The sequence below is a fragment of the Streptomyces sp. NPDC059248 genome (assembly GCF_042753905.1).
Classification (GTDB): Bacteria; Actinomycetota; Actinomycetes; order Streptomycetales; family Streptomycetaceae; genus Streptomyces.
Window position 1 is genome coordinate 76,337 of sequence record NZ_JBHYZV010000006.1, and the last position, 26,811, is coordinate 103,147.

Annotated in this window: 26 protein-coding genes; 18 read left to right on the forward strand and 8 right to left on the reverse strand. The window is 71.3% G+C overall.

What is annotated here, in order from left to right:
• Nucleotides 1–82 precede the first annotated feature (82 nt).
• The gene (locus ACFXG1_RS04440) at nucleotides 83–553 is read left to right on the forward strand and encodes an Lrp/AsnC family transcriptional regulator (protein WP_384716986.1); all 471 of its coding nucleotides are present in this window, start codon (nucleotides 83–85) and stop codon (nucleotides 551–553) included.
• Nucleotides 554–729: 176 nt separating this feature from the next.
• Here the strand turns inward: ACFXG1_RS04440 and ACFXG1_RS04445 are convergent, their stop codons facing one another.
• Entirely contained in the window at nucleotides 730–1,263 is a 534-nt protein-coding gene (locus ACFXG1_RS04445) for an Lrp/AsnC family transcriptional regulator (RefSeq protein ID WP_384740908.1), read from the reverse strand.
• A gap of 338 nt (nucleotides 1,264–1,601) precedes the next feature.
• Here ACFXG1_RS04445 and ACFXG1_RS04450 point away from each other — a divergent pair, with 338 nt between their 5' ends.
• The 7 genes from ACFXG1_RS04450 to ACFXG1_RS04480 all read left to right on the forward strand — a co-directional run bounded on the left by ACFXG1_RS04450 (nucleotide 1,602) and on the right by ACFXG1_RS04480 (nucleotide 8,006).
• Nucleotides 1,602–2,531: an ABC transporter permease gene (locus ACFXG1_RS04450; protein ID WP_384740911.1), complete on the forward strand. Its 930-nt coding sequence runs from the start codon at nucleotides 1,602–1,604 to the stop codon at nucleotides 2,529–2,531.
• Nucleotides 2,528–3,325, forward strand: a complete 798-nt coding sequence (locus ACFXG1_RS04455) for an ABC transporter permease (RefSeq protein ID WP_384714617.1) — start codon at nucleotides 2,528–2,530, stop codon at nucleotides 3,323–3,325. The genes ACFXG1_RS04450 and ACFXG1_RS04455 overlap by 4 nt, the downstream gene beginning before the upstream one ends.
• Before the next feature lie 121 nt (nucleotides 3,326–3,446).
• Complete coding sequence (locus ACFXG1_RS04460) at nucleotides 3,447–4,520, forward strand: PotD/PotF family extracellular solute-binding protein (RefSeq protein WP_384714614.1); 1,074 nt, start codon at nucleotides 3,447–3,449, stop codon at nucleotides 4,518–4,520.
• A 2-nt stretch (nucleotides 4,521–4,522) separates the two neighbouring features.
• The gene (locus tag ACFXG1_RS04465) at nucleotides 4,523–5,641 is read left to right on the forward strand and encodes an ABC transporter ATP-binding protein (protein WP_384714611.1); all 1,119 of its coding nucleotides are present in this window, start codon (nucleotides 4,523–4,525) and stop codon (nucleotides 5,639–5,641) included.
• A gap of 118 nt (nucleotides 5,642–5,759) precedes the next feature.
• The gene (locus tag ACFXG1_RS04470; protein ID WP_384714607.1) at nucleotides 5,760–6,560 is read left to right on the forward strand and encodes a carbon-nitrogen hydrolase family protein; all 801 of its coding nucleotides are present in this window, start codon (nucleotides 5,760–5,762) and stop codon (nucleotides 6,558–6,560) included.
• A gap of 9 nt (nucleotides 6,561–6,569) precedes the next feature.
• Nucleotides 6,570–7,238, forward strand: a complete 669-nt coding sequence (locus ACFXG1_RS04475) for an RraA family protein (RefSeq protein WP_384714604.1) — start codon at nucleotides 6,570–6,572, stop codon at nucleotides 7,236–7,238.
• Between the two features lie 48 nt (nucleotides 7,239–7,286).
• A complete protein-coding gene (locus ACFXG1_RS04480) occupies nucleotides 7,287–8,006 on the forward strand; it encodes a 3-keto-5-aminohexanoate cleavage protein (protein WP_384714601.1) in 720 nt (239 codons plus the stop codon).
• A gap of 337 nt (nucleotides 8,007–8,343) precedes the next feature.
• Here ACFXG1_RS04480 and ACFXG1_RS04485 read toward each other — a convergent pair whose 3' ends face one another.
• Both ACFXG1_RS04485 and ACFXG1_RS04490 read right to left on the reverse strand, forming a co-directional pair.
• Nucleotides 8,344–9,417 (reverse strand): XRE family transcriptional regulator, encoded by a 1,074-nt coding sequence (locus tag ACFXG1_RS04485; RefSeq protein ID WP_384714598.1) that lies wholly within the window; start codon nucleotides 9,415–9,417, stop codon nucleotides 8,344–8,346.
• A gap of 219 nt (nucleotides 9,418–9,636) precedes the next feature.
• Entirely contained in the window at nucleotides 9,637–10,437 is an 801-nt protein-coding gene (locus ACFXG1_RS04490) for a LysR family substrate-binding domain-containing protein (RefSeq protein WP_384740918.1), read from the reverse strand.
• A 57-nt stretch (nucleotides 10,438–10,494) separates the two neighbouring features.
• On the opposite strand from ACFXG1_RS04490, the gene ACFXG1_RS04495 reads away from it, so the two are divergent.
• The gene (locus ACFXG1_RS04495) at nucleotides 10,495–10,902 is read left to right on the forward strand and encodes a DUF5997 family protein (protein WP_384718570.1); all 408 of its coding nucleotides are present in this window, start codon (nucleotides 10,495–10,497) and stop codon (nucleotides 10,900–10,902) included.
• 20 nt (nucleotides 10,903–10,922) lie between these two features.
• On the opposite strand, the gene ACFXG1_RS04500 is transcribed toward ACFXG1_RS04495, so the two are convergent.
• Nucleotides 10,923–11,696 carry an NUDIX domain-containing protein gene (locus ACFXG1_RS04500; protein ID WP_384718568.1) on the reverse strand — a complete coding sequence of 258 codons (774 nt, stop codon included), beginning with the start codon at nucleotides 11,694–11,696 and terminating at the stop codon, nucleotides 10,923–10,925.
• A gap of 172 nt (nucleotides 11,697–11,868) precedes the next feature.
• Here ACFXG1_RS04500 and ACFXG1_RS04505 point away from each other — a divergent pair, with 172 nt between their 5' ends.
• The 3 genes from ACFXG1_RS04505 to ACFXG1_RS04515 all read left to right on the forward strand — a co-directional run bounded on the left by ACFXG1_RS04505 (nucleotide 11,869) and on the right by ACFXG1_RS04515 (nucleotide 15,174).
• Complete coding sequence (locus tag ACFXG1_RS04505; protein ID WP_384718566.1) at nucleotides 11,869–13,530, forward strand: hypothetical protein; 1,662 nt, start codon at nucleotides 11,869–11,871, stop codon at nucleotides 13,528–13,530.
• Nucleotides 13,527–14,447: a hypothetical protein gene (locus ACFXG1_RS04510; protein ID WP_384718564.1), complete on the forward strand. Its 921-nt coding sequence runs from the start codon at nucleotides 13,527–13,529 to the stop codon at nucleotides 14,445–14,447. Before ACFXG1_RS04505 ends, ACFXG1_RS04510 begins: the two co-directional genes overlap by 4 nt.
• A 61-nt stretch (nucleotides 14,448–14,508) precedes the next feature.
• Nucleotides 14,509–15,174 carry a hypothetical protein gene (locus ACFXG1_RS04515; protein WP_384718562.1) on the forward strand — a complete coding sequence of 222 codons (666 nt, stop codon included), beginning with the start codon at nucleotides 14,509–14,511 and terminating at the stop codon, nucleotides 15,172–15,174.
• A gap of 84 nt (nucleotides 15,175–15,258) precedes the next feature.
• Here the strand turns inward: ACFXG1_RS04515 and ACFXG1_RS04520 are convergent, their stop codons facing one another.
• The gene (locus ACFXG1_RS04520; protein ID WP_384712845.1) at nucleotides 15,259–16,245 is read right to left on the reverse strand and encodes a LacI family DNA-binding transcriptional regulator; all 987 of its coding nucleotides are present in this window, start codon (nucleotides 16,243–16,245) and stop codon (nucleotides 15,259–15,261) included.
• A gap of 128 nt (nucleotides 16,246–16,373) precedes the next feature.
• On the opposite strand from ACFXG1_RS04520, the gene ACFXG1_RS04525 reads away from it, so the two are divergent.
• From ACFXG1_RS04525 to ACFXG1_RS04545, 5 genes are all read left to right on the forward strand, one after another.
• On the forward strand, nucleotides 16,374–17,294 hold the full coding sequence (locus tag ACFXG1_RS04525) for a ribokinase (protein ID WP_384740924.1): 921 nt from the start codon (nucleotides 16,374–16,376) through the stop codon (nucleotides 17,292–17,294).
• A 41-nt stretch (nucleotides 17,295–17,335) separates the two neighbouring features.
• The gene (locus tag ACFXG1_RS04530; protein WP_384712839.1) at nucleotides 17,336–18,682 is read left to right on the forward strand and encodes an NtaA/DmoA family FMN-dependent monooxygenase; all 1,347 of its coding nucleotides are present in this window, start codon (nucleotides 17,336–17,338) and stop codon (nucleotides 18,680–18,682) included.
• A 34-nt stretch (nucleotides 18,683–18,716) separates the two neighbouring features.
• The gene (locus ACFXG1_RS04535; RefSeq protein WP_384712836.1) at nucleotides 18,717–19,241 is read left to right on the forward strand and encodes a flavin reductase family protein; all 525 of its coding nucleotides are present in this window, start codon (nucleotides 18,717–18,719) and stop codon (nucleotides 19,239–19,241) included.
• On the forward strand, nucleotides 19,234–19,692 hold the full coding sequence (locus ACFXG1_RS04540; RefSeq protein ID WP_384712833.1) for a riboflavin kinase: 459 nt from the start codon (nucleotides 19,234–19,236) through the stop codon (nucleotides 19,690–19,692). Before ACFXG1_RS04535 ends, ACFXG1_RS04540 begins: the two co-directional genes overlap by 8 nt.
• A gap of 116 nt (nucleotides 19,693–19,808) precedes the next feature.
• A complete protein-coding gene (locus tag ACFXG1_RS04545) occupies nucleotides 19,809–20,570 on the forward strand; it encodes a nicotinamide riboside transporter PnuC (protein WP_384712830.1) in 762 nt (253 codons plus the stop codon).
• Between the two features lie 121 nt (nucleotides 20,571–20,691).
• Here the strand turns inward: ACFXG1_RS04545 and ACFXG1_RS04550 are convergent, their stop codons facing one another.
• Nucleotides 20,692–21,072, reverse strand: coding sequence for a hypothetical protein (locus ACFXG1_RS04550; RefSeq protein WP_384712827.1), 381 nt, complete (start codon nucleotides 21,070–21,072; stop codon nucleotides 20,692–20,694).
• 219 nt (nucleotides 21,073–21,291) lie between these two features.
• Here ACFXG1_RS04550 and ACFXG1_RS04555 point away from each other — a divergent pair, with 219 nt between their 5' ends.
• Nucleotides 21,292–22,200 carry an aminoglycoside phosphotransferase family protein gene (locus tag ACFXG1_RS04555; RefSeq protein ID WP_384712848.1) on the forward strand — a complete coding sequence of 303 codons (909 nt, stop codon included), beginning with the start codon at nucleotides 21,292–21,294 and terminating at the stop codon, nucleotides 22,198–22,200.
• Between the two features lie 62 nt (nucleotides 22,201–22,262).
• Here the strand turns inward: ACFXG1_RS04555 and ACFXG1_RS04560 are convergent, their stop codons facing one another.
• Nucleotides 22,263–23,804, reverse strand: a complete 1,542-nt coding sequence (locus tag ACFXG1_RS04560; RefSeq protein ID WP_384712825.1) for a hypothetical protein — start codon at nucleotides 23,802–23,804, stop codon at nucleotides 22,263–22,265.
• 74 nt (nucleotides 23,805–23,878) lie between these two features.
• Complete coding sequence (locus ACFXG1_RS04565) at nucleotides 23,879–26,629, reverse strand: hypothetical protein (RefSeq protein WP_384740931.1); 2,751 nt, start codon at nucleotides 26,627–26,629, stop codon at nucleotides 23,879–23,881.
• Between the last annotated feature and the right edge of the window lie 182 nt (nucleotides 26,630–26,811).

Sequence of the window (26,811 nt, forward strand, 5' to 3'; positions counted from 1 at the left end):
GCACGGATCGGCCGGAATTTCGGATATGTGACCAAGGGCACATGGGGCGGTTTTAAGCCATCAAAGGTGACATGGTGGGAGCGTGCTGGACGATACGGACCGCAGGATCGTGCGCGTACTCACCCGGGACGGCCGGACCCCTTATACCGCCCTCGCCCGTGAGCTGGGCGTTTCCGAGGGCACCGTACGCCAGCGGGTGGCCAGGCTCCAGGAGGCCGGCGTGCTGCGGATCGTCGCGCTCTGCGATCCGCTGCGGCTGGGACACCAGTCGGTACGGCTGATGATCCGCGTCCGCGATCTCACCCCGAGGGCGGTGGCCAAAACGCTCTCCGGAATGCCGATGATCAACCATGTCGCGCTCTGCGCCGGAAGCCAGGACATCTTCCTGGAGGGCACCTGCCGCGACCAGGCCCAGCTGGTCCAGCTGCTGGACGACATCCGGATGCTGCCGGGGGTCTCCCGGGTCCAGGTCCTGCTGCTGCTCGAACTCTTCAAGGACTACACCTGGAGCGGGCTGGCGAGCGCCGTGGGCCAGGGCGTCGCGGAGGAGTAGCCGGTACGGGCCCGGTCCCTCGCCGCCTTCCGTACCGTACGGACCTGTTCGCGTCCCCGCCCTGTTCGCGTCCCCGCCCTGTTCGCGCCCCCGCCCCGTTCGCGTCCCCGGTCCGTTCGTGACCCCGGGCCCGTGCGCCTTCCCGGGCCCGTACGGCTCGCGCCCCGCTCGCCCGCTCAGCCGGGGATGATCCGCTTCCCCGGCCGGACCGGGACCTCCCGGAACCCCTCCCACAGATACGAGTCCTTGATGACCTCCAGCACGGTCAGCGCCTCGGCGTGGGCGACCCCGTTGACCCGGCGGACCCGCTCCGTCAGCAGCTCCGCGAGATGTTCGAGATTCCGGCAGCGCACGTCCACGATCAGGTCGTAGGGCCCGACGCAGGAGGCGACGTACCGCACCTCCGGCATCCGGGACAGCTCATGCGCGACCAGGGCGACCGGGATGTGGTGGACCCGGACCGCGAGATGGACCTCCATCTCGCCCATCCGCACCGCGTCGGTCATCCCCACCACCTGGAGGACGCCCTTGCGCTGGAGCCGCTGGTAACGGGCTCGTACCGACGCCTCCGACAGACCGACCGTCCGGCCGATCTCGGCGAAGGAGCGGCGGCCGTCGACCCTGAGCTGGTCGATGATCTGGCGGTCCAGGTCGTCGATCACCGGGGGACCTCCGGTCGGGTCGGGGGCGGGCACTGTCAGCACCATCATGGACCTGCCCTGCTGACACGCCAAATGGCGCCCGTCACATCCCGGGCTGCGAGATGCGTGGAAATCAGGCGGTCTTTCCACGGGATTCGTTTCGGTTTCATCTTTCCGGCGCCGGGTCGGTTAACCGACGCTTTCCCCAACCGAAACCCCGGCCCCCGCCGGTCCCGCCCAGGGCCGCCGAACGGGCTCCGGCCCCCTCTTCCGCCGCCCGGCCGCCGCGTCCACCGCGACGGGCCCGGCGGCGGCCGGGACCCGGACCGGAACCGCCCCCCGGACAAGGAGTTCAGCGCCATGCACACCACCCCTCCCCCCGACCGGACGTCCCACCGGGCACCGCGGTGACGGTCGCGGCGGCCACCACCGGCGCGACGCCCCGGCGGCCCGGGGAGCCCCCCGTCCCGTCCGCCCGGGAGCCGCGCGCCCGCCGGGCCGCGGTGACGACCCTGCTCCTCGCCCCCGCCGGGATCACCGTCGCCGGACTGGTCCTGGTCCCGCTGCTCCTGGTGATCCGGAACAGCTTCGCCTCGGCCGACGCCTACGGCGGCATCCAGGGCGGCTGGACCCTGGCGAACTACCAGGACCTGATGGACCCCGTCTATCTCAAGGTCTTCTCCTACAGCCTGGGCATGGCAGCCCTGAACACCGCGGTCTGCCTGGTGCTCGGCTACGTCGTCTCGTACTACCTGTCGAGCCGCTCCCCGCAGCGCCAGATGCTGCTGCTCCTGCTGATCATCGTCCCGTTCTGGACCGACTTCCTGGTCCGCACCTTCGCCTGGATCAATCTGCTGAGCCCCGGCGGCCCGGTGAACAGCCTCACCGACGCCATCGGGTTCACCGACGGCGCCACCCAGTGGATCCCCAGCCAGGGCGCTTCCTTCGTCGGTCTCGTGTACGCCTTCCTGCCCACCGCGATCTTCCCGATCTACGCGGCCCTGCGCGGCGTCGACAACTCCCTCGGCGAGGCCGCCCGCGACCTCGGCTGCGGCTGGTGGCGGGTGCACACCCGGGTCCTGCTGCCCATCGCCAGGCCCGGGATGCTGGCGGCGGCGCTGCTCACCTTCATCCCGACCCTCGGCGTGTTCGTCATCCCCGTCCTGCTCGGCGGCGGACGCGACCAGCTGGTCGGCAATCTCATCGTCACGCTCTACACCGAGTTCCGTAACCAGCCGATGGGCGCCGCGGCGTCCGTGGTGCTGCTGCTCCTGATGGTGGCCTCGATGGCGGTATTCGGACTCGCCGCCCGGCGGCTGAGGAGGAAGTCGGCATGAAGCACACCCTCGACACCGTGACCGCGTGGCTCGCCCGCGGCGTCATCGCCTTCCTCTACATCCCCATCGTCGTCGTGGTCGTGCTCTCCTTCAACGACTCCGAGGTCACCTACAAGTGGGCAGGATTCAGCACCCGCTGGTACGGGGAGCTGTCCCGGAACACCGAACTGCTGGCCGCCCTGCGGGTCAGCGCCGAGACGGCGCTGATCTCCGCCACCCTGGCCACCCTCTGCGGACTCCTCGCCGCGATGGGCATGTCCCGGCTGCGGTCCCGGGGCAAGGCGGTCTTCTCCGGCGGGCTCTTCCTGCCGCTGATCATCCCGGAGATCGTGCTGGGCGTCGCCCTGCTCTCGGTCTTCGGCGCGATGAGCGCGGAACTCGGCACGCAGACCCTGGTCCTGGGCCATCTGGTGGTGACCCTCCCGTACGCGGCACTGATCGTCCTCGGCGCCTACAACGCGCTCGACCCGTCGCTGGAGGAGGCCGCCACCGACCTCGGCTGCAACGCCTGGCAGGCGTTCCGCCGGGTCACCCTGCCCCTGCTCCGGCAGCCGCTGCTGGCCGCGTGGCTGCTCAGCTTCACCATCTCGTTCGGCAACATCGTGATGTCGACCTTCACCAACGGCGTCGGCAGCACCACCCTGCCGCTGCGGGTCTACTCGATGCTCAAGGGCGGCCTCACGCCCGAGATCAACGCCCTGGGCACCCTCCTGGTGCTCTTCACCCTGCTGATCATCCTCGGAGTCGGACTGCGGCAGATGCGCCGGGTCCTGCTCGGCGCGGGCCGCTCCTGACCCCCGCGCCCCTCCCCCTTCGGCCTCCCGGCCCCCTCCCTTTCGGCCCCTCCCCTTTCGGCCCCCCGGCCCCCGGTCTTCCCTCCCCGCGGCCAGTCCGCCCCGTACGAAAGGCACCACCATGCGCGCAAGAAGCGTCTCCAGAGGCGTCCTCGCGGTCTCCGTCGCCACCGTCACCGCGCTCGTCGCCACCGGCTGCGGCGGCTCCGGATCCTCGTCGGGCGGCGGCGGGAAGAAGCTCAACGTCTACGCCTGGGCCGGGGAGATCCCCGACACCGTGGTGAAGAAGTTCGAGCAGGAGACCGGGATCGACGTCACCCTCGACACCTTCGACAGCAACGAGACCATGACCGCCAAGCTCAGCTCGGGCTCGGCCGGCTACGACCTGGTGGAGCCCAGCCAGTACAGCGTGCAGCAGCTCGTCGGGCAGAAGCTGATCCAGCCGCTGGACCACTCCCGTATCAAGGGCCTCGACAACATCGCCGACAAGTTCCGCGACCCGTCGTACGACCCCGGGAACAAGTACTCCGTCCCGTGGATCTGGGGCACCACCGGCTTCGCGTACAACAAGAAGTGCATCCCGTCGGCGACCAGCTGGAAGACGCTCTTCGACGAGAAGCACAAGGGCAAGGTCTACATGCTGGACAACATGCTGGCGGCGTACATCGCGGGCCTCCAGGTCACCGGATCCCGGGCCACCAGCACCGACGAGGGCGAGATCGAGGCCGCCACCGAGGCGCTCACCGACCAGAAGAAGATGCTCGCGGGCTACAACTCCACCAACTACCCGCAGCTCCTCTCCTCCGGCCAGGCGTGCGCGGCCCAGGCGTGGAGCGGTACGGCGATGGCGAAGGTCGTCGCCGCCAACCCGGACGTCGAGTACGTGCTCCCCGATGAGGGCGGCTCCCTCTGGACCGACGGCCTCTCCATCCCCAAGGGCGCCAAGAACACCGACGCCGCCTACCAGTTCATCAACTTCCTGCTCCGCCCCGAGATCGCGGCCATGGCCACCGACGACGGCGGCAGCGCCAGCGCCAACGCCAAGGCGCGGGAGTTCGTGAAGGACAAGAAGGCGCTGGAGAACCCGGCGGTCTACGCCCCCGACGCGGCCGTCGCCAAGGCGGACTTCCTGCTCGACCCGGGTACCGCGATGAAGCACTTCCAGCAGGGCTGGACCAAGGTGAAGGCGTCCTGACCATGACCACCGAAACCAAGACCGCCCCCGGGGCGGCGGCCCAGGACCGCGGTGTCCCGGCCGTACGGCTCACCGGCGTGGGCAAGACCTTCGGCGACACCCCGGCCGTCCGGGACGTCACCCTCGACATCCGGCGCAACGAGTTCTTCTCCATCCTCGGGCCCTCCGGCTGCGGCAAGACCACCCTGATGCGGATGATTACCGGCTTCGAGACGCCCACCGAGGGCACCGTCGAACTCGGCGGCGTCCCCGCCACCTCCGTCTCGCCCCACAAGCGCGACCTCAACATGCTGTTCCAGAGCTATGCCCTCTTCCCTCATCTCTCGGTCGCCGACAATGTCGCCTTCGAGCTGAAGGTCCGCAGGTCCCGCCCCCGGGCGGAGATCGGCGGGGCGGTCCGCGAAGCCCTCGCCCTGGTCCGCCTCGAAGGCTACGGCGACCGGTCGATCGCCCAGCTCTCCGGCGGCCAGCGGCAGCGGGTCGCGATCGCCCGCGCCCTCATCGGACGGCCGTCCCTGCTGCTGCTCGACGAGCCGCTGGGCGCGCTCGACCAGAAGCTGCGGGCCGAGATGCAGCTGGAGCTGAAGAAGATCCAGCGCGAGGTCGGGGTGACCTTCGTGACCGTCACCCACGACCAGGAGGAGGCCCTGACCATGTCCGACCGCATCGCGGTCATGGACGGCGGCCGGGTGCTCCAGGTCGACACCCCGGAGGCGATCTACGAACGCCCCGCGACCCGGTTCGTCGCCGACTTCATCGGCACCTCCACCTTCCTCACCGGCGCCGTGGACGGCACCGCGATCGGCGTCCCCGGCCTCGGCCGGATCCCCGTACCCGAGGGCCACGACATCCCCGACGGCACCGAGGCCCATCTCGCCCTGCGGCCCGAGAACATCCGGCTCGCCCCCGCCGGGGAGAACCCGCCCGGCTGCGACGCCGTCCTCGAAGGCACCCTCCGGCAGATCGTCTACCTCGGCAACGCCACCCGCTACCACCTCACCCTCGCCGACGGGACGTCCCTGGTCGCCGAGGCCGGCGGCGCGGACCGCGGGGCGCTCGCCGTCGGCGCCCCCGTCACCGCCGGCTGGAACCCCGCCCGCGCCCGGCTGCTCGCCGAATGACCACCGCCGCCCGGCCCACCGGGCCCGCCCGATCCACCAGACCTGTCCGGCTCACCCGGCCCACCGGGTCCGACCGAGGTCGGGTCCGCCCCCACCACCCCAGCAAGGAGATCCGGCCGTGAAGGTCGCCGCAGCACAGTTCGCCCCCACCGCAGACGCGGCGGCCAATCTCGCGGTCGTCGAGGAGATGACCGCCGAGGCCGCCGCCGCCGGCGCCGAACTCGTCGTCTTCCCCGAGGAGTCGATGCTCCCCTCCGAGGTCTCCGACGAGACCGGGGTCCCGCTCCGGGACCTCGCCACCGCCCACTGGGAGCCCTTCCTCGACGGGCTCTCCCGCACCGCGCGGACCCACGGCGTCGCGATCGTCGCCGCGGGCTACGAGGACAGCGGCTCCGCCCTCCCGTACAACACCATGGCCGCCGTGGACGCCACCGGCGAGGTCATCGGCCTCTACCGCAAGATGCACCTCTACGACGCCTTCGACTACAAGGAGTCGCGGCGCATCCAGCGCGGCGACACCGGCCCGGTCGTGGTCCGGATCGGCGACTTCAACGTCGGACTCGTCAACTGCTACGACGTCCGCTTCCCCGAGTTCACCCGGTCCCTGGTGGAGATGGGCGCCGACCTCCTCGCCGTCTCCGCGGCCTGGGTGAAGGGCCCCCTCAAGGAAGACCACTGGCAGACCCTGGTACGCACCCGGGCCATCGAGAACACCTGCTGGGTCGTCGCCTCGTCGCTCACCACCCCCGACTGCATCGGTATGTCGATGGCCGTCGACCCGCTGGGCGTGGTGCGCGCCGCCCTCGGCGAGGAGGAGCGGTCGCTGCTCGTCGTCGACGCCGACAAGGACCGGATCGACCGGGCCCGCACCGTGCTGCCCGTACTCCGCAATCGCCGCATCATCATCGGACCGAGGTGACCCGCAGCCATGCCGCTCGACATCCGTGACCTGCCCGCCCCGCTCGACACCGCACTCGCCGACCGGCTGCGGACCGTCGACTTCCCCACCCTCGGCCACTACTTGGAGGAAGGTTTCTGCGCTCCGGCCCTCCAGCGCGTCGCGGGCACCGGCAAACTGGTCGGCCGGGCCGTGACGGTCCGTACCACCGCCACCGACTCGACCCTGCTCCACCATGCCGCCGGACTCGTCGGCCCCGGTGACGTCGTCGTCGTGGACACCGGCGGCGACCGCCGGCACGCCCCCCTGGGCGAGGTCGTCGTCAACGCGCTCGCCGCGCGCGGCGCCGCCGGGGCGGTCGTCGACGGGCTCTGTACCGATATCGAGGCGCTGCGGGCCGTGGGACTGCCGGTGTACGCGTACGGCCGCACCCCCCTGACCACCAAGCTGCACGGTCTCGCGGACGGCTCCCTCTGCGCCCCCGTCACCTGCGGCGGGGTCCCCGTCCACGCCGGTGACATCGTGCTCGGCGACGCCAACGGGCTGATCATCGCCCCGGCGGGCCGGCTCGCCGCCGTACTCGACGAGGCACTCACCGACGACGCCGAGGAACCCGCCCTGGTCGCCGAGTTGTGGGCGGGCGCCCCGCTGGGCGCCCTCACCGGCGCCACCGAGACCCTCCGCCGACTGACGTCCTAGACCGCCGCCGCCCTCCTCATCCCCCGAAATCCCCCCGAAAGGACCACCGTGTTCCTGAAAGCCGCCGTCAACGGCGGGCGCACCCCGACCGAGTGCCCCACCGTCCCGGTCACCGCCGAGGAGATCGCCGCCGACACCCGGGCGGTGCTCGACGCCGGCGCGGATATCGTCCACTTCCACGTCCGCACCCCGGACGGCGGCCAGACCATCCGCCCCGACCTGCTCGCCGAGGTACTCCACGCGATCCGCGCCACCGCCCCGGACGCCGTGGTCGGCACCACCACGGGACTGTGGACCTGTTCGGGCCCCGAGGAGCGGTACGAACTGGTCAAGGCGTGGGATCCGATGCCCGACTTCGCGTCGGTCGCCTTCTGCGAGGAGGGCGCTGCCGAGACCGCCGAACTCGTCGTGGCACGCGGCATGGTGCTGGAGAGCGCCGTCTGGACCATGGACGACGTCCCGGCCCTCCTCGCGTCGCCTACCCTGCACAGCAATGTCCGGATCCTGATCGAACCGGTCGAGGAGGACCCGGAGGCGGCGGTCGTCGCGGCCCGCGCGATGGCGGACCGTATCGTCGCCGCCGGAGTGACCTGCCCGATCCTCTACCACGGCGAGGGCGCCACGGTCTGGCCGCTGGTCCGCGCCGCGCGGGAGGACGGCCGCCAGGCCAGGATCGGCTACGAGGACGGCACCGACCTCCCCGACGGCACCCCGGCCCCCGACAACGCGACCCTGGTCCGCGCGGTCCGCGCCCTCGCCACGGACTGACCCGTACCCCGTACCCCGTACGCCGCCGCCCCCGCCCGTCACCGGACGCGCGGGGGCCTCCGGCCGCCCCGGAACAACCCGGCTCCGGAGGCACCCGGGCCCTCCGCTCCCGTCGATCCGCGGTACGAGGAACTAGACGACTTCTGCGCCGAAGGAACAGGAGTACTGGCGGGTTTCGCACACGGGAGTACGCCGAGGTTCTGTCTGTGTACCGCTACGACCTTCGGGGGCCGGTCCGCGTCACACCCTGTTCGGCACGAGGACGAGGTGGAAGGCGAAGACGCCGAGCACTTCCTTCTCGGGCGGGTAGATGCCGCGGATCGCGGAGACGAGCTGGTCATGACGCTCCGGGGGATGCCGCGGGCAGGGTCGGGCGGGCGGCGATCAGCCGTTCGGTCAAGCCGTCGACGGCCGCATGGCGGGGATAGCGGCGGTTCAGGACCGAGGTCAGGTCGCCGGCGCGGTGGCGGACGGAGTCGACGACGCGGGCGGAGCCGAGGGCCTGGTGGCCGAGGGCGACGGCGTCGTCGGGGTTGCCGAGGAGGGCATGGGCGAGGGCCAGATCGATGCGGGCGATGGCCTCGCGGCTCGGGGACCTCGATGCCGCGGGAGCCGCCTCATAGGTCGCCAGTGCCTGTTCGGCATGGTGGCGGGCTTGTTCGGCCTGTCCCAGCCAGATGTACGCGGTCGCCGGATAGGAGGTGAGGGCATAGTCCGCGAGGGGCAGGACATCCATGCCGAAGCGACGGGGCGAACGAGGCGGCAGGAGCCGGTGGGCTTCCTCGGCTGCTCGAAAGGCTCTCGTGAAGCCGTCCGCGTTGCCGTCGGCGGCGGCGGCGCGGGCCGCCTGGGCATGGAGCCGCACGGTCAGCGGATGGTTGGCCGGGGCCTCGATGAGGCCCTTGAGGGCCGCGTCGCGCGCTCTGCCGGGCCGTTGTTCATACAGGTTGACGGAGGCGGCGGCGTCCATCGCCCACGCACACAATTGGCCGTGTCCCGCCTGCTGTCCGTGGACGAAGGCGTCAGTGGCGAACGCCAGACCGGTGCGGGCGTCCCCGAGGTCGTGGGCGAGCCAGGCCAAGAGTTCGGACAGCCAGCCCGCAAACGCCAGCAGTTCGCGTTCCTGACGATGGGTGTGTCGGCCTTTGAGGAGGGCGTCGACCTTGCGCCGGTAATCGATCACCGCGTCGAAGACGGCCTGAGGTGGCTTGAGGGAGTACGCACGGTTGAACTCGGTGACCGCGAGGTCGAGATGGTCCAGGGTTCCCGAGCCGACCGAGGTCGCTTCGGCCTGCCGGGTGAACTCCATGGCCTCGGTGGTGGCCTGCTCAAGGATCTGTGCTGCGGCGGTCGGGGCCGAGACGGCCAGTCCGGCAAGCTTCACCGCGTTGCGACGTTTCGTTGCCTCCACCTCCGTGGCGGTGTGCGGGGCCGTGCCGACGTGTGCCGCTTCCTCTTCGGGAAGTGTTCCATCCTCCCTGCGAAGGACGACGCGGGGTTTCAGCCGGTACGGAACGGGGTGAGGCAAGGCTGGTCGGCTCACAGAAAGAGCCTTTGACCTGCGCCGGCGATGGAACGGCACCGTCACCGTCGCCCGGAGGACCGAACCGTACGGTTCGGATCTACAAGATCACCGACCCTGCTTACGGCCCCGGCCGCTTCCGGACCCGCGGCCGCGGCCCCCGCTCGAAGCGGGGCGCCCACGGGCGGGCTTCCCGGCTCCCTTGCCGGACGCGGAACCGGACCCGGACCGGCTCGTGCCGCGCGCGGTGGACTTCTTCTCCGGTTTTTTCTCCGGCTTCTTCTCCTCGCGGCGGCCCCGGGTGCTGTTCACGGTCCGGCCGCGGACGATCCCGATGAAGTCGTCCACCAGATCGGTGGTGGCGTCTTCAGGCCAGCACAGGGCGACCGAGGACTGCGGGGCGTCCACGACCGGCCGGTAGGTGAGGTCCCTGCGGTGGTGCAGCCGGGCCAGCGACTGCGGGACGACCAGCAGCCCCACCCCCGCCGCCACCAGCTCGACGGCGTCCGCCGTGGTCGCCGGGCGCTCGATCGCTGGCCGCCCCGGGAGCGCGTCCCAGCCCAGCGCGTCGTCGAGGGGGTGCAGCACGATCTCGTCCGCGAAATCCTCCGTGGACACCTCGTCCACCGCCGCGACCACATGATCCTTCGGCACCATCACCACGGTGGTCTCGGTGTAGAGGGGGATGGCGCTGAACACCGTACGGTCCACGGGAAGCCGTACGAGACCGGCGTCCGCGCCGCCGTCCCGCAGCAGCCCCGGAGCCTCGGTGACCGGGACCTGGAGCAGTTCGAGACGGATGTCGGGCAGCCGCTCCGTCCAGATCCGCGCCCATTTCGCCGGGGTCGCCCCGGGCACGTAGGCGAGCCGGAATACGGGGGACGAGGGGGTGGGATCGGGGGCTGTCACAAGCCCAGATTACCGTGCGTGGTCGGATTCGCCGGGGGCACTCGATATCCTGGACCCATGACGTCGCACCGCAGCACCCAGACCATGAAGCCCGCCACGGCGGCGAAGAAGCTGGGTGTGTACCTCGAAGCCACCCCCGCGGAGTTCCGTGAGGGGGTCGTCACCCGCGACGAACTGAACGCGCTCCAGACCGACCCGCCCGCCTGGCTGCGCGAGCTCCGCCAGAACGGCCCCCACCCCCGCCCGGTGGTCGCCGCCCGCCTCGGCACCTCCATCTCGGGTCTCGCCCGCGGCGGCATCACCGAGCCGCTCACCACCGAGCAGATCGAGACCCTGAAGCAGAACCCCCCGGAGTGGCTCACCCGCGAGCGCGCCACCCAGTCGGAGGTCCGCGAGGAGGCCAAGCGCCTCAAGGCCCGCCACGACGCCGAGTCCGAATCCGAGACTGGCGGCCCGGACGCCTGACGCTCCACGACGAACACCGCCTAACGCATCGGGCGCGCCTTTGAGGGAGCGGCGTCTCCGTCCGCTCCCGCCCGGCCGACGTGCCCGGAGCCGCGCAGAAGTGGTGGGCTGAGCAGCCATGTGTTCCCCCGGCGGTACAGGGCGGCCGGGCGCCCGGTGTGGGGGAGTCGTTGCTCCCCCGTGGGCTGGACGAATCCCGAACTGTTGAGCACCTTGCGCCGGAAGTTGCTCGGGTCCAGTTGCTGGCCCCAGATCACCTCGTAGACGGTGCGAAGATCGCTCAGGGTGAAGAGGTCGCCGCAGAAGGCCGTGGCGACCGCGGTGTACTCGATCTTTCTGCGGATCTCCTCCAGGGCGTCCGCGAGGATGATCGGATGGTCGAAGGCGAGTTTCCGTCCGTCGTCCGTCGGTTGTGACACCGGGGCCCAGTAGGCCCGCTTGGCGTCGGTGCCTCCGACGGGGACGGGCAGGTCCGGCCCCAATGCGAGATAGGCGATGGTGACTACCCTTCCCCTCGGGTCGCGCCCCGGATCCCCGTAGGCGCCGATCTGCTCCAAGTGCAGCCGCCTGCCGTCGATCCCCGCCTCCTCCCAGAGTTCACGGAGCGCCCCGTCGCGCAAGGTCTCGCCTTTTCGGACGTAGCCACCGGGCAGCGCGGGTTGGCCAAGGAACGGTTCCCGGCCGCGCTCGACCAGGAGCACCATCAGCTGATCACCTCTGATAGTGAAGATCGCCAGGTCGGCGGTCACCCAAGACGCCTCGACCTCGGTCGACTCCTTCGGCCGGTCATCCATCCGGAACTCCTAAAGGTCATGTTGACTTAAACGACTCCGAGCACTTATGGTCTCATGCACCATAACTCTCATGAGGTGGGGGCAGAGTGTGATCGCTTCCTGTGTGCCACCGGTCAAGGGGGCGGCCAGTGAGCCCACTGCCGCGACGCGCCACTTATGCACCGGCGTCTATGTGGACGAGCGATTCCGCGATCTCGTGATCGGTGAAGTGTGCACAGCGCCCTACCGTCGGGTCGCCCCGTCCTACGGATTCGACATCGTCCCCGTCATGCGCCACGCGTGGCGTGCCGCCGCACTGGGCGCGATCCCGCGACTGGCGTTGCTCGGTGCGGTGTTCGTCCCGGCCTTCTTCGGTGCGTTGCCCGCGACCGTCCTGGTCGTCTGCGGCCTTACCTTGCTGTGGCTGCTCCGCATCGCCCTGTTGCTCCGCAAAGCGGAGCTGCAAGAGCCGATACTGAGGCGGACGTCGAAACGCCGCAGGCTGGGGTCGACTCGGGACCATCGACGACTCTTCGGCGTGCTTTTCCCCTGGCGATTCCCCGACAAGAAGCGAGCGTTGCGGCGGATCGGCGTTGCCGCGATCTCTCTTACCCTGATCGGACTTGCCATGGCGCTCGGCCGTCCGGACCAAGCCGTCCTGGCGCTCCGCGTAGCGGTGGGCATCGCGCTGGTATGCCTCGGTGTGGGGGCCGTCCGCCAGCTGATACTGAATCACATACGCCGTACACCGACTCTTCGGCCCGCGCGCCTGTCGGGTCGGCAGCGCGCGGCGGACGCACAGCAGAGCCATGTCTGTGCCGTCTACCGTCGGCCTCGCCACAGTGAAGACGAAGACGACGACGAGGACGACCTCACCATGTTCACGCTCTTCGGAGCGGAGTCTCCCTTCGTCGGAGCCGGTGAGATCGTCTACCAGTGGAATCCGCCGATGAGTATTCAGTTGCTGCGTCCTGGCGAAGACGACGAGCCACTGCACAAACGTGAGTACCTGGTCCCACCGTTCCAGGCGCACGAACTGGTCGAGGCTCTGCGCGAGGCTGTCGGGCTACTGGAGACCGACAGTCAGGACGTACGGCTGCCGGCTCAGATCCGGGACCGTGTCTACGTGGCCGAGACCGACGTGGCGGTAGATCGATCTCTCGTTCCTCGAGAATTGAGCGAGGTCGATCTGCAGGACATCATTAATACGCCCGGATCGAAACAGCACCACTTTCTGGAAGTCACGACCCCGGTGGAAGGGGCGGAGTTCGTGGCCACCGTCCTGCTGCATATCAGCCTGCAGGGTCGTACCTTGAGCATTTCTACGGCCGCATGTGTGCTGGCTCACACCCCGAGGTCCTTCCAGCGGACCGAGGAGTTCGGTCACCACGGCGCCATGGCCGTGATCTGGGCGGCACTGCGTGAGCTGGCTGCGTTGCCGGTCGAGATCCAGCGATCCTGGCGGGTTATCCGCTACTTCTATGCCGTCGGCAAGGCCGCCCTGCTGCCGTGTGATCTCACCTCCACTCCTATTCGTAATGTGCTGATCGGTAGTCGGGTGAGCATACGGGAGAGTTCAGCTCAGGCGTGGTCCAAAATTCAGCTGGAGAAGAGCGACATCCTGGGGCGAATGAAGACGATCGAGCGTCGGCTGCTCAGGGCTGCCAGTGACTTTCTCCATTCCAGGGAAGTGGATATATCCGAGTTCAATGACCGGGCGATGAAGATCATCAACAGTGGCATTTTCAACTTCGGTGACAACAACAACTTCAGCAACAACGCCGTGGGTGACGCGGCTCAGGTGAATGTCACCGTGGATCAGTCGGCGGGCCCCGGCGGAGGAGGTAGTCAGTGATCAATAATCGAGGCATCATGAGCGAGGGTGACAACAACCAGTTCAGCGGCATCGCGATCGGGGATCACGCCCAGGTCTCCATGGGACCCCCGGCCGGTCCTGCCACGGACTCGGTGAACCGGGCGGGTGCCGAGGAAGGCTCCGAGGCCGAGTGGGACATCGGAGTGGTCACGATCCTCAGTGAAGAACTGCGTTCCGTAGTGGATGAACTGAAACTGGAGCGCTACAAGGAGCCCGGCGGCCTGTACTTCTATCGAGGCGAACACATGACGCCGGACGGCAATGTCCGGGTCGTGGTCACTCAGAGCCAGAGTCAGGGGCAGCGGTCAGCGATGGCCGCTCTGGAGAATCTCCGCCGTCACTACGCCCCGCGGCTCTGGGCCATGGTCGGGGTGGGCGGCGGCATCCACGACCAGCATGCCCGTATCGGCAATGTCATCGTCTCCACCGATGTCGTCTACTACGAGAACCGCAAGATCAATCCACGGGGAGACGTTCGCCGCCGTGGAGAGCACCGGCAGGCTCCGGCCGCGGTTGTCCACGCGGTGAACGCCTTTTTTGCCGAACACGGAAGACCCGCTCGTATCTCGGGTCAGCTCCCCGCCTACACCTCGGAGGAGTTCGAGGTCTACCCGGGAGTCATCGGGTCCGGTGAGGCCGTCATCGCCGACCGCGAGAGTGATATCCGCAGCTACCTCAAGGACTACCATGAGAAGGTTCTGGCTGTAGACATGGAAGCTGGCGGGCTGAGCCAGTACTGGCAGGAGAATTCCGTCCACGGGGAGAGCAATCCCGGCTGGATCGTTGTACGGGGTGTCTCCGACAACGCCGACGAGAAGAAGGGGCACGGCTACCACGAGCTCGCTGCTCGGAACGCCGCCCATGTCCTGCGGCAGCTGCTGCCCTATCTCTGCTGACTCCGGTGCCGCAGTGCCGGTGCCGCGATGGAGATCCCTCAGACCCAGGGAGACGGTTCGCATGACCGCGTTTACGTTCGGCGTACTCAGTTCCCTGGTGGCCAGTGTGATCCTGCTCGTCCTCGGGCGGCTGCGCGGATCACGCCCCTTGTGGTGGCTGGCCGCCGCAGTTTCCCGGTGTACCGGCACGGGGCTCGGTCGCGTATACCGCCATCAGTCTTCCGCCGAGGGAGATATTGCGCGCGATCTGAGCCGGGCCCGCTGGATCAAGGTGCTGGCAGGGCGTGGCAATGTACTGACGCGTGAAGTCTTCGCGCCCCTTTGGTCAGGTGAGTTGGCCCCCGAGTTCGTCCAGGTACTGCTGCCCGACCCAAACGCGCGAGGAGACTCCTGGCTCGACCGGCGCTCACGGGACGTGGTCCGATTCGACCCCGGCTTTACCCCCGACATGCTCAGAAATCAGGTCCGGGCCAACATGGACTACCTTGTTCGGGCGGCCGACGGGCGAGGCGACGTCGAGTTGCGAAGCTTCGACCTGCCCCACGCCTGCCGAGTGATTGCCACGGACCGGGCCGCCTATCTCACCTTCTACAGCGACTCCTCGCACGGGAGGAACTCCGCTTGCCTGTACGCCCGGGCGCCCGGACTCCTGTACTCCATCGCCATCCAGCAGTTCGATACGGCCTGGGCGAACAGTTCGCCGGCGATACCCGCCCCACGGTTTTGACGCCCTCCGGCAGGCGGGACGGCCACGGTGAGCCGTCCCGCGACGGGGGCATTTAGCACTTGGCACAGGGAATATGAAGGGGCGTCAGCTCTCGTCCGTCGACGCCCGGACCACCAGTCGCGGGGGGAACCGCTCGATCCGCTCGGCCCTTTCGCGGCCCGGTGCCTGAAGGAGTGTCAGGCCGCGTTCCGCCATGTCCGACAGGGGGTGGCGGATCGAAGTGATGGGCGGGTCGAGGAGTTTGAGCATCTCGGTGTCGTCGAAGCCGGTGACGGCGATCTGCCGGGGCACGGCGACCGACGAGCGGTGCAGGGTGCTCACGAGTCCCACGGCGAGGACGTCCGCGCCGCAGACGACCGCGTCGATCCGGTCGCGCCGCTCGATGATGCGGCGCCCCGCGGTCCGTCCCTCGTCGGTGCTGAAACCGGGCAGCAGGATGGTGGTCGCGTCGGGGCCCTGCGCCTCGGTGAAGGCCGCGACGCGTTCCGCGCCCGAGGACGACGCCTGGTCGGCGACGAGCGCGATCCGGTGCCGTCCGATGCCCTCCAGATGATCGACGAGCAGGCGGACCGCGGACGCGTTGTCGAGCGTCACGGCGACCGTGCCGGATCCCCTGGCCCACCGGTCGAACAGGACGACGGGACGCCGGGCCGCGGCGTCCCGGATCGCGGCCCCGGACGACTCGGCCGAGACGGGGACCACGAACAGGCCGTCCACCCGGCCGCTGAGCAGGGTCTCGATCTGCTCGGCCTCGATCGCGGTGTCGTTCGCCGCGTCGGTGACCACGAGCGTGCCGCCGACCGCCCGCACCTGCTGGGCGATGGCGTCGGCGAGTTGGACGAAGTAGGGGTTGGCGAGCGTGGGGACCACGACGCCGATGGTGCCGGTCTCGCCGGTGCGCAGCGCCCGCGCCGAGTGGTTGGGCTGGTAGCCGAGCCGGTGCGCCGCCTGTTCGACGCGGCGGGCCAGCTCGGGGTCGACATTGCGCGGAGTGCCCGCGAGGACGCGTGATGCCGTCGCGCGGGAGACCCCGGCGGCCTGGGCCACGTCGATGAGTCGGGGCGCTGTCACGTAGGGGGATCCTTCACGGTCGGTGGGCGGTGCGCCACGGCGGCGGGGCGAATGGGAAGCACGAGGCTACTTGACGGGGCGGGTGCGCTGGTACAGCATGTCGGAAATCGATCTCCCAAGGAGTCCAAATGTCGCCTGTGACCGTTGTCGGTTCGGTGAACCGCGACTTCGTGCTGACCGTCGAGGACCTGCCGCACCCCGGGGAGACCGTGCTCGCGCGGCGCTTCGTGGAGGGGGTCGGCGGCAAGGGTGCCAACCAGGCCGTCGCGGCCGCCCGCCTCGGATCGCGGGTCCGGCTCGTCGCCCGGGTCGGCGCCGACGCGGCCGTCATCCTCGACGCGCTCGCGGCCGAAGGCGTGGACATCGATGTCGTACGGTCCGACGAGCGGGTCACGACCGGGATCGCCGCCGTGGTCGTCGACGACGCGGGTGAGAACACCATCGTCGTGAACCCGGGTGCCAACGCCGAACTGGGCGTCGACGACCTGCCGGGCGAGCTCGTCAGATCGCCGGGCGAGATCGTCGTGATCCAGAACGAGATCGCTCCCGAGGTCGTCGAGCAGGCGGTCCTGCGGGCCCGCGAACAGGGCGGTGTGGTGGTCCTCAACCCGGCCCCCGCCCGCCCGCTCGACGCCCGGGTCCTCGCCGCCGTCGACGTCCTCGTCCCCAACCGCGGTGAACTCGCCGCACTCCTCGGCACCGAGCCGCCCGCCACCGTCGATCAGGCCCGTGACCTGCTGGTACGTGCCGCGCTGCCGTGCCGGGCCGTGGTGGTGACGCTCGGTGCGGACGGCGCCGTACTGAAAGAGGCGCACAGCCCGGACACCCTGCACATTCCCGCGCCGTCGGTCGACGCCGTCGACACCGTGGGCGCCGGCGACACCTTCTGCGGTGCCCTCGCCGACGCGCTCGGCCGCGGCACGGCCCTCCCGGCCGCGGTGGCGCGCGCCGTACGGGCCGCGTCGCACGCCGCCACCGGTCTCGGCGCCCAGACCTCCATGCCGTACGCGGCCCAGCTCGACGTCCCCGCGTTCACCTCCGCTTCCTGACCTCCCCCCGGGTCACCCACCAGCACTACGGAGAACCACCCATGAGGAACCTCAAGATCGGCGTTTTCGAGAACGCCCAGACCAACGCGAGCGGGACGGCCACCTGGCGGCACCCCGACAGCCGGCGGCACCTCTTCGACACCCTCGAGTACTGGCGTGAGCTCGCCGCGGTGTGCGAGGACGCCAAGCTGGACTTCCTCTTCCTCGCCGACGCCTGGGGCTGGTCGGAGATCGACGGCACCCGCCCGCCGATCGCCACCGAGGAGACCCTCGACCTGCCGCGGCTCGACCCGATAGTCGTGGCCTCCGCGCTGCTGTCGACGACGACCAACCTGGGCCTCGTCATGACGGGCTCGGTCCTGGTGGAGCCCCCGTACGCCTTCGCGCGCCGGCTCGCCACGCTCGACCAGCTCTCCGGCGGCCGGATCGGCTGGAACATCGTCACCACCGGCACTGCCGACACCGCGGTCAAGGCGTTCGGTATGGACATGGTGGCCCACGACGACCGCTACCGGATGGCCGAGGACTTCCTGGAGCTGGTCTACAAGTACTGGGAAGGGGCCTGGGAGCCGGACGCGCTGGAGAAGGACAAGGAGGGACGGTTCGCCGACCCCGCCAAGGTCCACCTCGTCAGCCACAAGGGCCCGTTCTTCAGCTCGGAGGGTTACGGGAACACCGCGCGCTCCCCGCAGGGCACCCCGGTGCTGTTCCAGGCGGGCGCTTCGCCCGCGGGCCGCCGCGTCGGCGGACGCCACGGCGAGTGCATGTTCGTGGGCAGCGGCTCCGTCGCCCAGCTCGCCGGGCACACCGCGTCCATCCGCGAGGAGGCCGTCAAGGCGGGCCGCGCGGCCGACGAGGTGAAGGTGATGTCGGCGTTCTCCTGCGTCATCGGCGCGACGACCCAGGACGCGGAGCGGCGCTACCAGCGGATCCTCGACGCCCAGCGGCCCGAGGTGACCGTCGCCAGCTACGCCATGTTCACCGGGCTCGACCTCTCCTCCTACGCGCCCGAGACGCCCATGACCGAGCTGTCGACCGAGATGTCGCAGACCCAGGTGGCCCGCTTCGCGGGCAAGACCGTCGGCGACGTACTCGCCGACTGGCACACCCACGGCGTCGGCGCCCGTCCCGTCGTCGGCACCGCCGAGGAGATCGCCGACGAGATCTGCTCCCTCGCCGAGGGCGCCGACCTCGACGGCTTCCTGCTCTCCCCGGCGATCCAGCCCACCGGGACCACGGACTTCGTCGAGTCGGTGCTGCCGATCCTGCGGTCCCGCGGCGTGTTCCGCGGCGAGTACACCGAGGGCGAGAGCCTGCGCGAGCGGCTCACCGGGGCGACCGACCGCGCGCTGCCGGACAGCCACCCCGCGGCCCGCTACCGGCACTGAGCCCAGAACGCGCGACGAGAGGATGTCGAAGACCATGGTCACGTCTGCTCACCACCCGCCCGGGGTGTCCGCGCCGGCCGAGCTGGACGCGGCGACGCTGCGACAGGCGTTCGGGGCCTACCCGACCGGTGTCGTCGCGATCTGCGCGCTGCGCGACGACGAGCCGGTCGGCTTCGCGGCCAGCTCCTTCGTCTCGATCTCGCTCCAGCCGCCGATGGTCGCGGTCAGCGTGGCCCGTACCTCGACCACCTGGCCGCGTCTGGCCGGGGCGCCCGTTCTGGGGCTGAGCGTGCTCAGCCGCGGCCAGGGCGCGCTCTGCCGGCGGCTGGCGGCCCGGAACGGCGACCGCTTCGACGGCGTGGCCCGGCGGACGACACCCGAGGGCGCCGTCGTGATCGAGGACGCCGCGCTCTGGCTGACGGCCCGGGTGAGCGCGACCTACGACGGCGGCGACCACGAGATCGTCCTCATGGAGCTGCTGACCGCCGAGTTGTTCTCCGGGGTGGAGCCGCTCGTGTTCCACACCAGCCAGTTCCGTGAGCTCACCCCCCATGGGTGACGACCGCGCCCTCCGCGCGCACCTCACCGGTGCGGTGGTACGCGGCGCGGGCCGGGGCCGCGGGCTCGGGTTCCCCACCGCGAACATCGCGGCGGACCCCGGCTCGCGGATCCCGCCGCCCGCGATCTACAGCGGCTGGTTCGTCCGCCACACCAGCGGCGCCGTCCATCCCGCGACGATCAGCATCGGGTCCAACCCGACCTTCTGCGACACGACTGACGTACATGTCGAGGTGTACTGCCACGACACGACCGGCGAACTCTACGGAGAGCGCGCCGGCCTGTGGTTCGTGGCACGCATCCGGGACACGGTGAAGTTCGCCTCGTCCGAAGAACTGGTACGCGCCGCCCGGCGGGACGTCCTGCGGTCGGAGGCACTGCTCGCCTCCGACCACGGCCGCCGGGTCCTCACCGGCGCACTCGCCGCCCACGGGAAGACCGCCTCCGCCTGAGGCGACGCCCACGCAGCGACCCGGCGCGCACCGCCGGCTCCTGCCTCATTGACCGGCCCGGTCCGGGCCCACACCCCCCACTCCAGCCTTGCTCCGAACGAACAAAGGTGTGAGTAATGAGTGCATTCGCGTGGCTGAACGAGCAATTCAGCTTCTTCGGACTGGACGTCTACTGGTCCGACTTCCTCGGCAACATCCTCGCGCTCGCCACCGTCATGCTGGCGCTGCGAAGACTGCTCATCGCCTGGCCCGTGCAGATCCTCGGCTCGGTGCTCCTGCTGATCGCCAGCCTCAACGTCGATCTCGGAGGCAATGCCGCCAGGCAAGTCGTGATCATAGCATCGGCCTCCTGGGGCTGGGCGACGTGGAAGCGCAGCAGGGAGAAGGAAGGCGCGATCAACGTCCGGTGGGCGCCGATGCGGGAACGCATCCTCCTGCTGGTGGCCATGGTCGCCGGAACCCTCGCCTTCGGCGCGCTGCTCAAGTCCACCGACGCGTCCTTCTACCCGGGCGCCCCCCTGTGGATGATCCTCGCGGACGCCTGGATCTTCGTCGGCTCGATCCTCGCGATGTACACCCAGGCCCGGCGGTACATCGAGTTCTGGTTCGCCTGGCTGGCCGTCGACCTCGTCGGGGTGCCCCTGGCCATCCACTCCGAGCTGTACTTCTCCGGCATCGTCTACGCGATCTTCTTCGTCATGGTCCTCATCGGCATCCGCGACTGGGCGTCCCGCAGCAAGGGCCAGGAGATCGCCTCCCCGCTGGAGTCGGCCGTGGTCCTTCAGGCCCGTGACGGCGCTTCCTCCGCCACCGGGGCGACCGACCCGGGCCGGGGCGCGGCGCGGACGAAGGATCCGGAGCCGTCGAACGACCGGTGACCTCGACCACGGACACCTACCGGTCACCTTCTCCGACCCCTCCGGACGAGGCACCCGGAGCCTTATTACCCGTTTCCCGGGCCGACGGACGACGATCCGCCGGCCCGGGACGCGTAGGTGCTCATGAGGTCGAACGGTCCGGACCGATCGCGTGGACCAGGTGGTTCCCCTTGATCAGACCGATCCCGGTCCGCTGCCGCAGCAGCCGCACGGCCGGTACGTGGTCGCCGCCCTCCACCAGGGCGCGGAGTTCGCGGTACAGGTCGGGCTCCAGCGATTCGAGAACACCGACGGCCTCCTCGTACGAGCCGGGCAGGCCGATGCCTTCGGCCAGCAGATCGACGGCGGCCACGGCCTCCCGCAGCCCCAGATCCGCGTCCTTGCGCAGCCGGGCCACCGCCCGCACCCGGTCCCCGTCGCCCAGCCGGGTCCGTACCGCCTCCCGGGCGGCCGGAGGGACCGGGGTGATCCGCGCCGTGATCTTCTTCGTGGTGCCGAACATGCTCACTCCTGGTGGGCGGTGGTGCCTGCCGAGCCACCCGGTCCCGGTCCGTTGTGGTGCCGCGACCATCGGCAACGGAGAATCCGCTGGTCAGCCGGTTCTGTCGAGCCTACCCCGGCGTGATCACGCGAATAATCCGGTCGACGGGCGGGGCCGCTCCGTACTGTGATGGCCGTCGTACGCCCGCCGTCCGGAGCGGGCCGACGGCGGGAGCTGTCCTTGTCGACCGGGAGTACCGCGGACCTCTCCCCCACGATCGACGCGGCGTTGGCCAGACGCCTGGTCGACACGCAGTTCCCGCAGTGGGCCGCACTGCCCCTGAGGCCGCTCGTCCCGGGCGGCTCGGACCATGTGATCTACCGGCTGGGTGATGAGCTGACCGTACGGATACCCCGTCACGCCGGGGCGATCCGCCAGGCCGTGAAGGAGTCGGTGTGGCTGCCGCGTCTCGCCCCGCAGCTGCCCCTGGCCGTCCCGGTGCCGATGGGCGTGGGTGAGCCCGCGTTCGGCTATCCATGGCCGTGGGCGGTGTCCCGTTGGCTGGAGGGAGAGGTCGCGACCGTGGAGGCGCTGGCCGAATCGTCCGCCGCCGCCGTCGAACTGGCGGAGTTCCTGATCGCCCTGCGACGGTTCGACACCGGAGCCGTTCCGGCCGACATCGCCGGCGCGGGCCTCTCCGCCGGATCGCTCGCCGACCGGGACCGGGACACCCGGGCCGCCATCGCGCGCATCGCACGGGCCGGCGGCCCGTTCGACACGGCGGCGATGACGGAGCTGTGGGACGAGGCGCTGGGCGCCCCCGCGTGGAACGGTCCACCGGTCTGGTTCCACGGCGACTTCCACACCGGCAATCTGCTGATGGCCGACGGCCGCCTCAGCGCCGTCATCGACTTCGGCGACCTGGGCGTCGGCGACCCGGCCCCCGACCTGACCATCGCCTTCACCTTGATGTCGGCCGGGAGCCGGGCCGCCTTCCGCGCCGCGCTCGGAGCGGACGACGCGACATGGACACGGGGGAGGGGCTGGGCCCTGGCGACCGGCCTCAACGCCTACAGCGCCTACGCCGCCGACAATCCCCGCGTCGCCGAGCAGACCACCCGTCAGATCACCCAGGCCCTCATCGGCTGAGACGACGACGGCGCGATGCCGGGCCCGGCGGCTCAGGGCCCGGCGGCCCAGGACGCGGCGGCTCAGGACGCGGTGCAGTCGACGCGCACGGGAGCCGCCGCGGCGTGGCGGTTGTCGGCACCGCTGCCCCGGTTGTCGAGCACGACGGAGATCTTGCCGCCGCTGATCCGGTAGGTCCCCGCAGGCACCCACTGACCGCGGCGCGAGGGCTGGTTGATCGTGAAGGTGCCCAGTCGATTGCTCGACTTCTGGGCGAATGCCCGGTACACCGTGTAGTGGGCCGGGGTGCCGCCGACGTAGTCGTTGTCGCCCACATCGGGGATGAACACCTCGACCGAGCAGAGCCCCTTCTCCACCCTGCCGGTGGTGAACTTCCACTGGGCCCAGATCCCGTCGGACGTGGAGCTGCCGGACATCGGCAGGCTGTAGAACAGGCCGTTGCAGCCGTGGGACTTCGTACTGCCCCAGTGCTTGAGCCAGCCCTCGTTCTTGTCCACGTAGTAGTCGCCCGTGGCGAAGCCGGGTGTGTCGCAGCCGAGTCCGATGAGATGGGAGTAGGTGGCGGCGGCGGGCGGTGCGGGCGGCGGGGCCGCGGGGGTCTGCTTCGCCGGGTTCGACTTCGGCGGGGTCTTCCCGCCCGGAGCGGCGGGCGGCTTCTGCTCCGGCTTCGCCGCGGCCTTCCCCGTGGGGGTGCCCGGCGCCTTCCCGGGTGTCGTCGTGCCGCCGGGCTTCGCGGCGCCGTTGCCCGAGGGCGGGGCGATACCGCCGTCCCGGGGTCCGGCCACCGGGCCGAGTCCCGCGGCCGGTACGGGACCGTTGCCGAAGCGGACTCCTCCTGCCCCGCCCGCGCCCGCGCCCGGCCGGGCCGTACCGCCCTTGGCGCCACCGGGAACCGCGAGCCGCTCCTCGCCCGGGACCAGCCCGGGGCCCACGCCGTCGGGGTTCATGGGGTTCCCGTCCGAGGCGTTCCCGGCGGCCGACTTCCGGGGCTTCTCGTCGGAGCCGGAGATCAGGAACGGGACCGCGACGAGTACCAGACCACCGAGTACGGCTGCGGCGATCAGGGGTTTGTTGGGCCTGCCGGGCGGGGTGCCCTCGGAGTTCGCGCCCGCGCCGGAGCCCGGCCCGGCCGTACGGGTCGCCGTGGCGAAGCGCGCCCGTACCGCCGCCATCGTTCCGGCGCGGGTCCGCGCGGCACCGTCGGCAGCGCCCGCCCCCGAGGCGTTCGTCTCCGCCGGCTCCCCACCGCGTGACCCGGTCGCCGGGGCCGCCGCCGTCGTTGAAGCGGTCGCCGAAGCGGCGGGTGCCGTGGACGAGGTAGGAGTCGGTGTCACCGGGGCCGCCGCCGATTCGGACGACGCGGCCGATGACGACGGGGCGGCCGTCCGCCCGCTCACGGTGGCGACCGCCGTCGACGACGCGCCGTCCGGCTCGGAGTCGGAGTCGGAGTCGGGGTCGGGCCCGGCCGAGGGCGTGGCGCTCGGCGCCGGGGCGGGAAACAGCCCGGTCGTCGGCTCTTCCGCCAGGGCCGCTACGGCCGCCGCGCGTCGCACGGGAGCGCTCGGTGCGCTCCCGCCGTCCGGGGTGGTCTCTCTGCTTGCCATGCCTGGGGCCGCCTTTCTGGTACGGGGAGGGGGAGAGGGCCGGCGGAGGGGCCGGGGCGCTGGGCCCGGCCCGCTCAGGACGCCGGCGGGAGGTACTGGACGAACGGGCCGGTGCACCGGCCGGGCCAGGGCGGCGCGCCGGAGGCCGGGCCGCGGGCCGCGGCGTCCAGCTTCTCCAGTGCCTCGGGGGACGGTTCGCGTGCCGGGCCGCCCGGGGGCGCCTCCGCCAGCAGCACCCGCGCGGGCAGCCCGCCACCCCGCTCCCGGCGGGCCAGAACGGTGAAGGTTGACCCGGCGGGGAACAGGGCGCCGTCGCCTTCGGGCGCGAGGACGGAGGTGCGCCGTGCGGTGACGGAGCGGATGACGTAGCGGACCAGAACGTCCGGCGGCAGCGGGGCGCCGGGGCGGCCCACCGGGGCGACGTCCAAGGGGACGTCGCAGCTCAGGACGGCCCCCGGGACCACGTCGCGCGGAATGCCCGGCTGGGGCACGGCGCGTACCAGGGTGCCGCGCAGGGCGGGCAGGCGGCGCAGTCCGGAGGCGAGACAGGCCGCGTAGGGGCGCAGCCGGTCCGTACCGGCCGCGAGGGCCCGGGCGCCGAACGGGTCGTCCGGGCCCGAGGAGAGATAGAGCCGTACGGCGATCAGATCGACGCTCGCGCCCTCATCGCCCGAGCCGCGCAGCGCGGGCAGTTTGATCAGTGCCTGTGCGACGGCTCCGCTGTGCTCCTCCCAGACGTCGGCGGCCAGTTCCCGGAAGGCCGACCGGGAGCGGTCGTCGCCGAACCCGGTGTGCACGGGTGGCCTGTACGCGGCCGGGGCCGTACCGGACCGTGTTGTGGACGCGGTCACCGGGGCCGGGGCGGATCGGATGTCCGGCCCGCCGGTGGTGGGTGCCCCCGCCGGTGACGCCGACGCCGATGACGCCGACGCGAGGGCCGGGCGTGTGCCGGACCCTGGTGGACCGGAGTCCGGCGCGCTGATCCGCGTGGGGACGGGAGCCGGACCGGACGAAGCGGTGCGAGCGGGGGAGACGGTCGGACCCGTGGGGGAGGTGAGGACCGGCCCGGCCGGAGTCGTCGGCTCCGGTGTTTCCGTCGCGATGGTCGCGATGGTGGTGACGGTCGCGACCGGGGTGGCGGCGCTCGTGGGCGGCGCGGAGACGGTCGACGGGACGGCCGGCCCGGCCGGGAGCCCGCCCGACGCCGTTTCCGTGTCAGGCCGTTCTCCCATGGCCGACGAGACCGGCGTGACCGGCGAGACGGACGAGACCGAGGCGACGGGGGCGACCGGGGGAGTCGGGGTAGCCGAAGACGCCGGGGGCGCCGACACGGCCCGCCCCGCGGGGGAAACCGCCGGGCCCCCGCTTCCCGTCCGCTCCGAGGCGTGCACCGCCGTCGACGGGCTCGTGGCCGCGGTCCCGAGCGCCAGGCCCGCCTTGACCGCGAACCGTCGCAGAGCGCCGAGGAGTTCGGCCGACGCGTCCGGGGGCAAGGCGATCTCGGCATGGGCGCGTGCGGACGGCTCCAGCTCTCCGACGAGACCCGCGACGCCCTTCAGATGCGCGTCGCGCTCCCCGCCGGTCAGGCAGGCGGAGTCGACGGTGACCCGCAGGGCGCGGGGGTCGGCGGGCCGGTCGCGTACGTCCCCGGACGGCCCGGGGCCGGTGCCGACCCAGAGTCCGGACCGTACGGCCACCGCCCGCGCCCCGGACGGCAGCCGCAGGGAGGCGGGTTCGGCCCCGGTGCCGTACGGCGCGTCCGGCAGGGACCAGGAACGGGGCCGGGGTCCCGGCCGGGCGCCTTCGGCCGGAGCGGGGGAGCAGACGACGGACGTCAGCGGCGGGGACCAGGTGAACTCGCCCTCGGGCGAGAGCAGTCGTACGGTCTCCCCCGCCGGGTCGCCCGAGCCGTCCGCGACCGGGAGACCGAGGGTCACCTCCAGCTCGGTGCCGAGCAGGTCGCACACCTCCTCGGCGAGTACGACCGCGTCGCGCCCGTCGGCGGGGACGAGTCTGACGGTGCGCCGGGCGTCGGCGGGCAGTCCGGCCAGGAGGGTCGCGACGTCGTCCGCCGGGACGGGCCGGGCCCGCGGCACACCGAGCAGGACGCTCACCCGGTCGGGATGGGTGGCCGCCGCGTAGGCGGGGGCGTCAGGCCGGGGGGCGTCCGCCTCCGCCGGGCTCAGCAGCAGACCGGCCGGTACGGGACGGGCCACGCAGTCACCGACCCGGCCGACGGCTACCCGGGACAGGGTGCGCTGCCAGCGCGGCGCGGGCAGCCGGGCGCCCAGGGCCTCGGGGGCGGCGTCCGGCGCGAAGCGCCACCAGCCGCCGCCCGGGGCGGCGGGCTCGGCGACGTACAGCATCCCTCCGGGGGTGAGTACGGCCGGTGCGTCGGGTGCCTCCAGCGTGAGGCGCCAGGCGTCGGCGAGACGCTGCGCGAGCGGACCCGCGTCACCCGCCGGGGCGGCGGCCCCGGAGAGCACCAGCCGTACGGCGACCGGATCCTCGTCCCGCAGCCGGGCCAGCAGCGATCCGAGCTCCGCACCCAGATTGCCCGCGGCGGCCGGGGGGACGTCCACGACGACGACCGGCCGGCGCGCGTCCGCGGGCAGCTCCCGCAGCAGATCGCGCACGGCGCCGCCGGTGGCTGCCGACGACCGCAGCAGATGGCGGTGGGAGAACTCCTCCCGTACCGTGCGCGGGGATTCCGCCACCCCCGCGCGCGGCCCGCCCGGGGCCGGGGAGGTACGGCGGCCGAGACGTCCCAGCAGCCCCGGGAGCCCCCGCTTCCCTTCCCCGCCGGGCGTATCGCTTCGTCCCACTGCTCCCGCTTTCCTTCGTCGGTTCGGCTCGGTTCGATTCCGGTTCGGCCCGGTCGTGCCGCCCGTCCGTCGCCACGACCCCACCGAGAGGGATGGACTTCCGGGTGATCAGGTTGCGGATCTTTCCTGCGATCCGGACACGGATGAGACACCGGTGGGCCACCGATACGGGCGAGTACCCC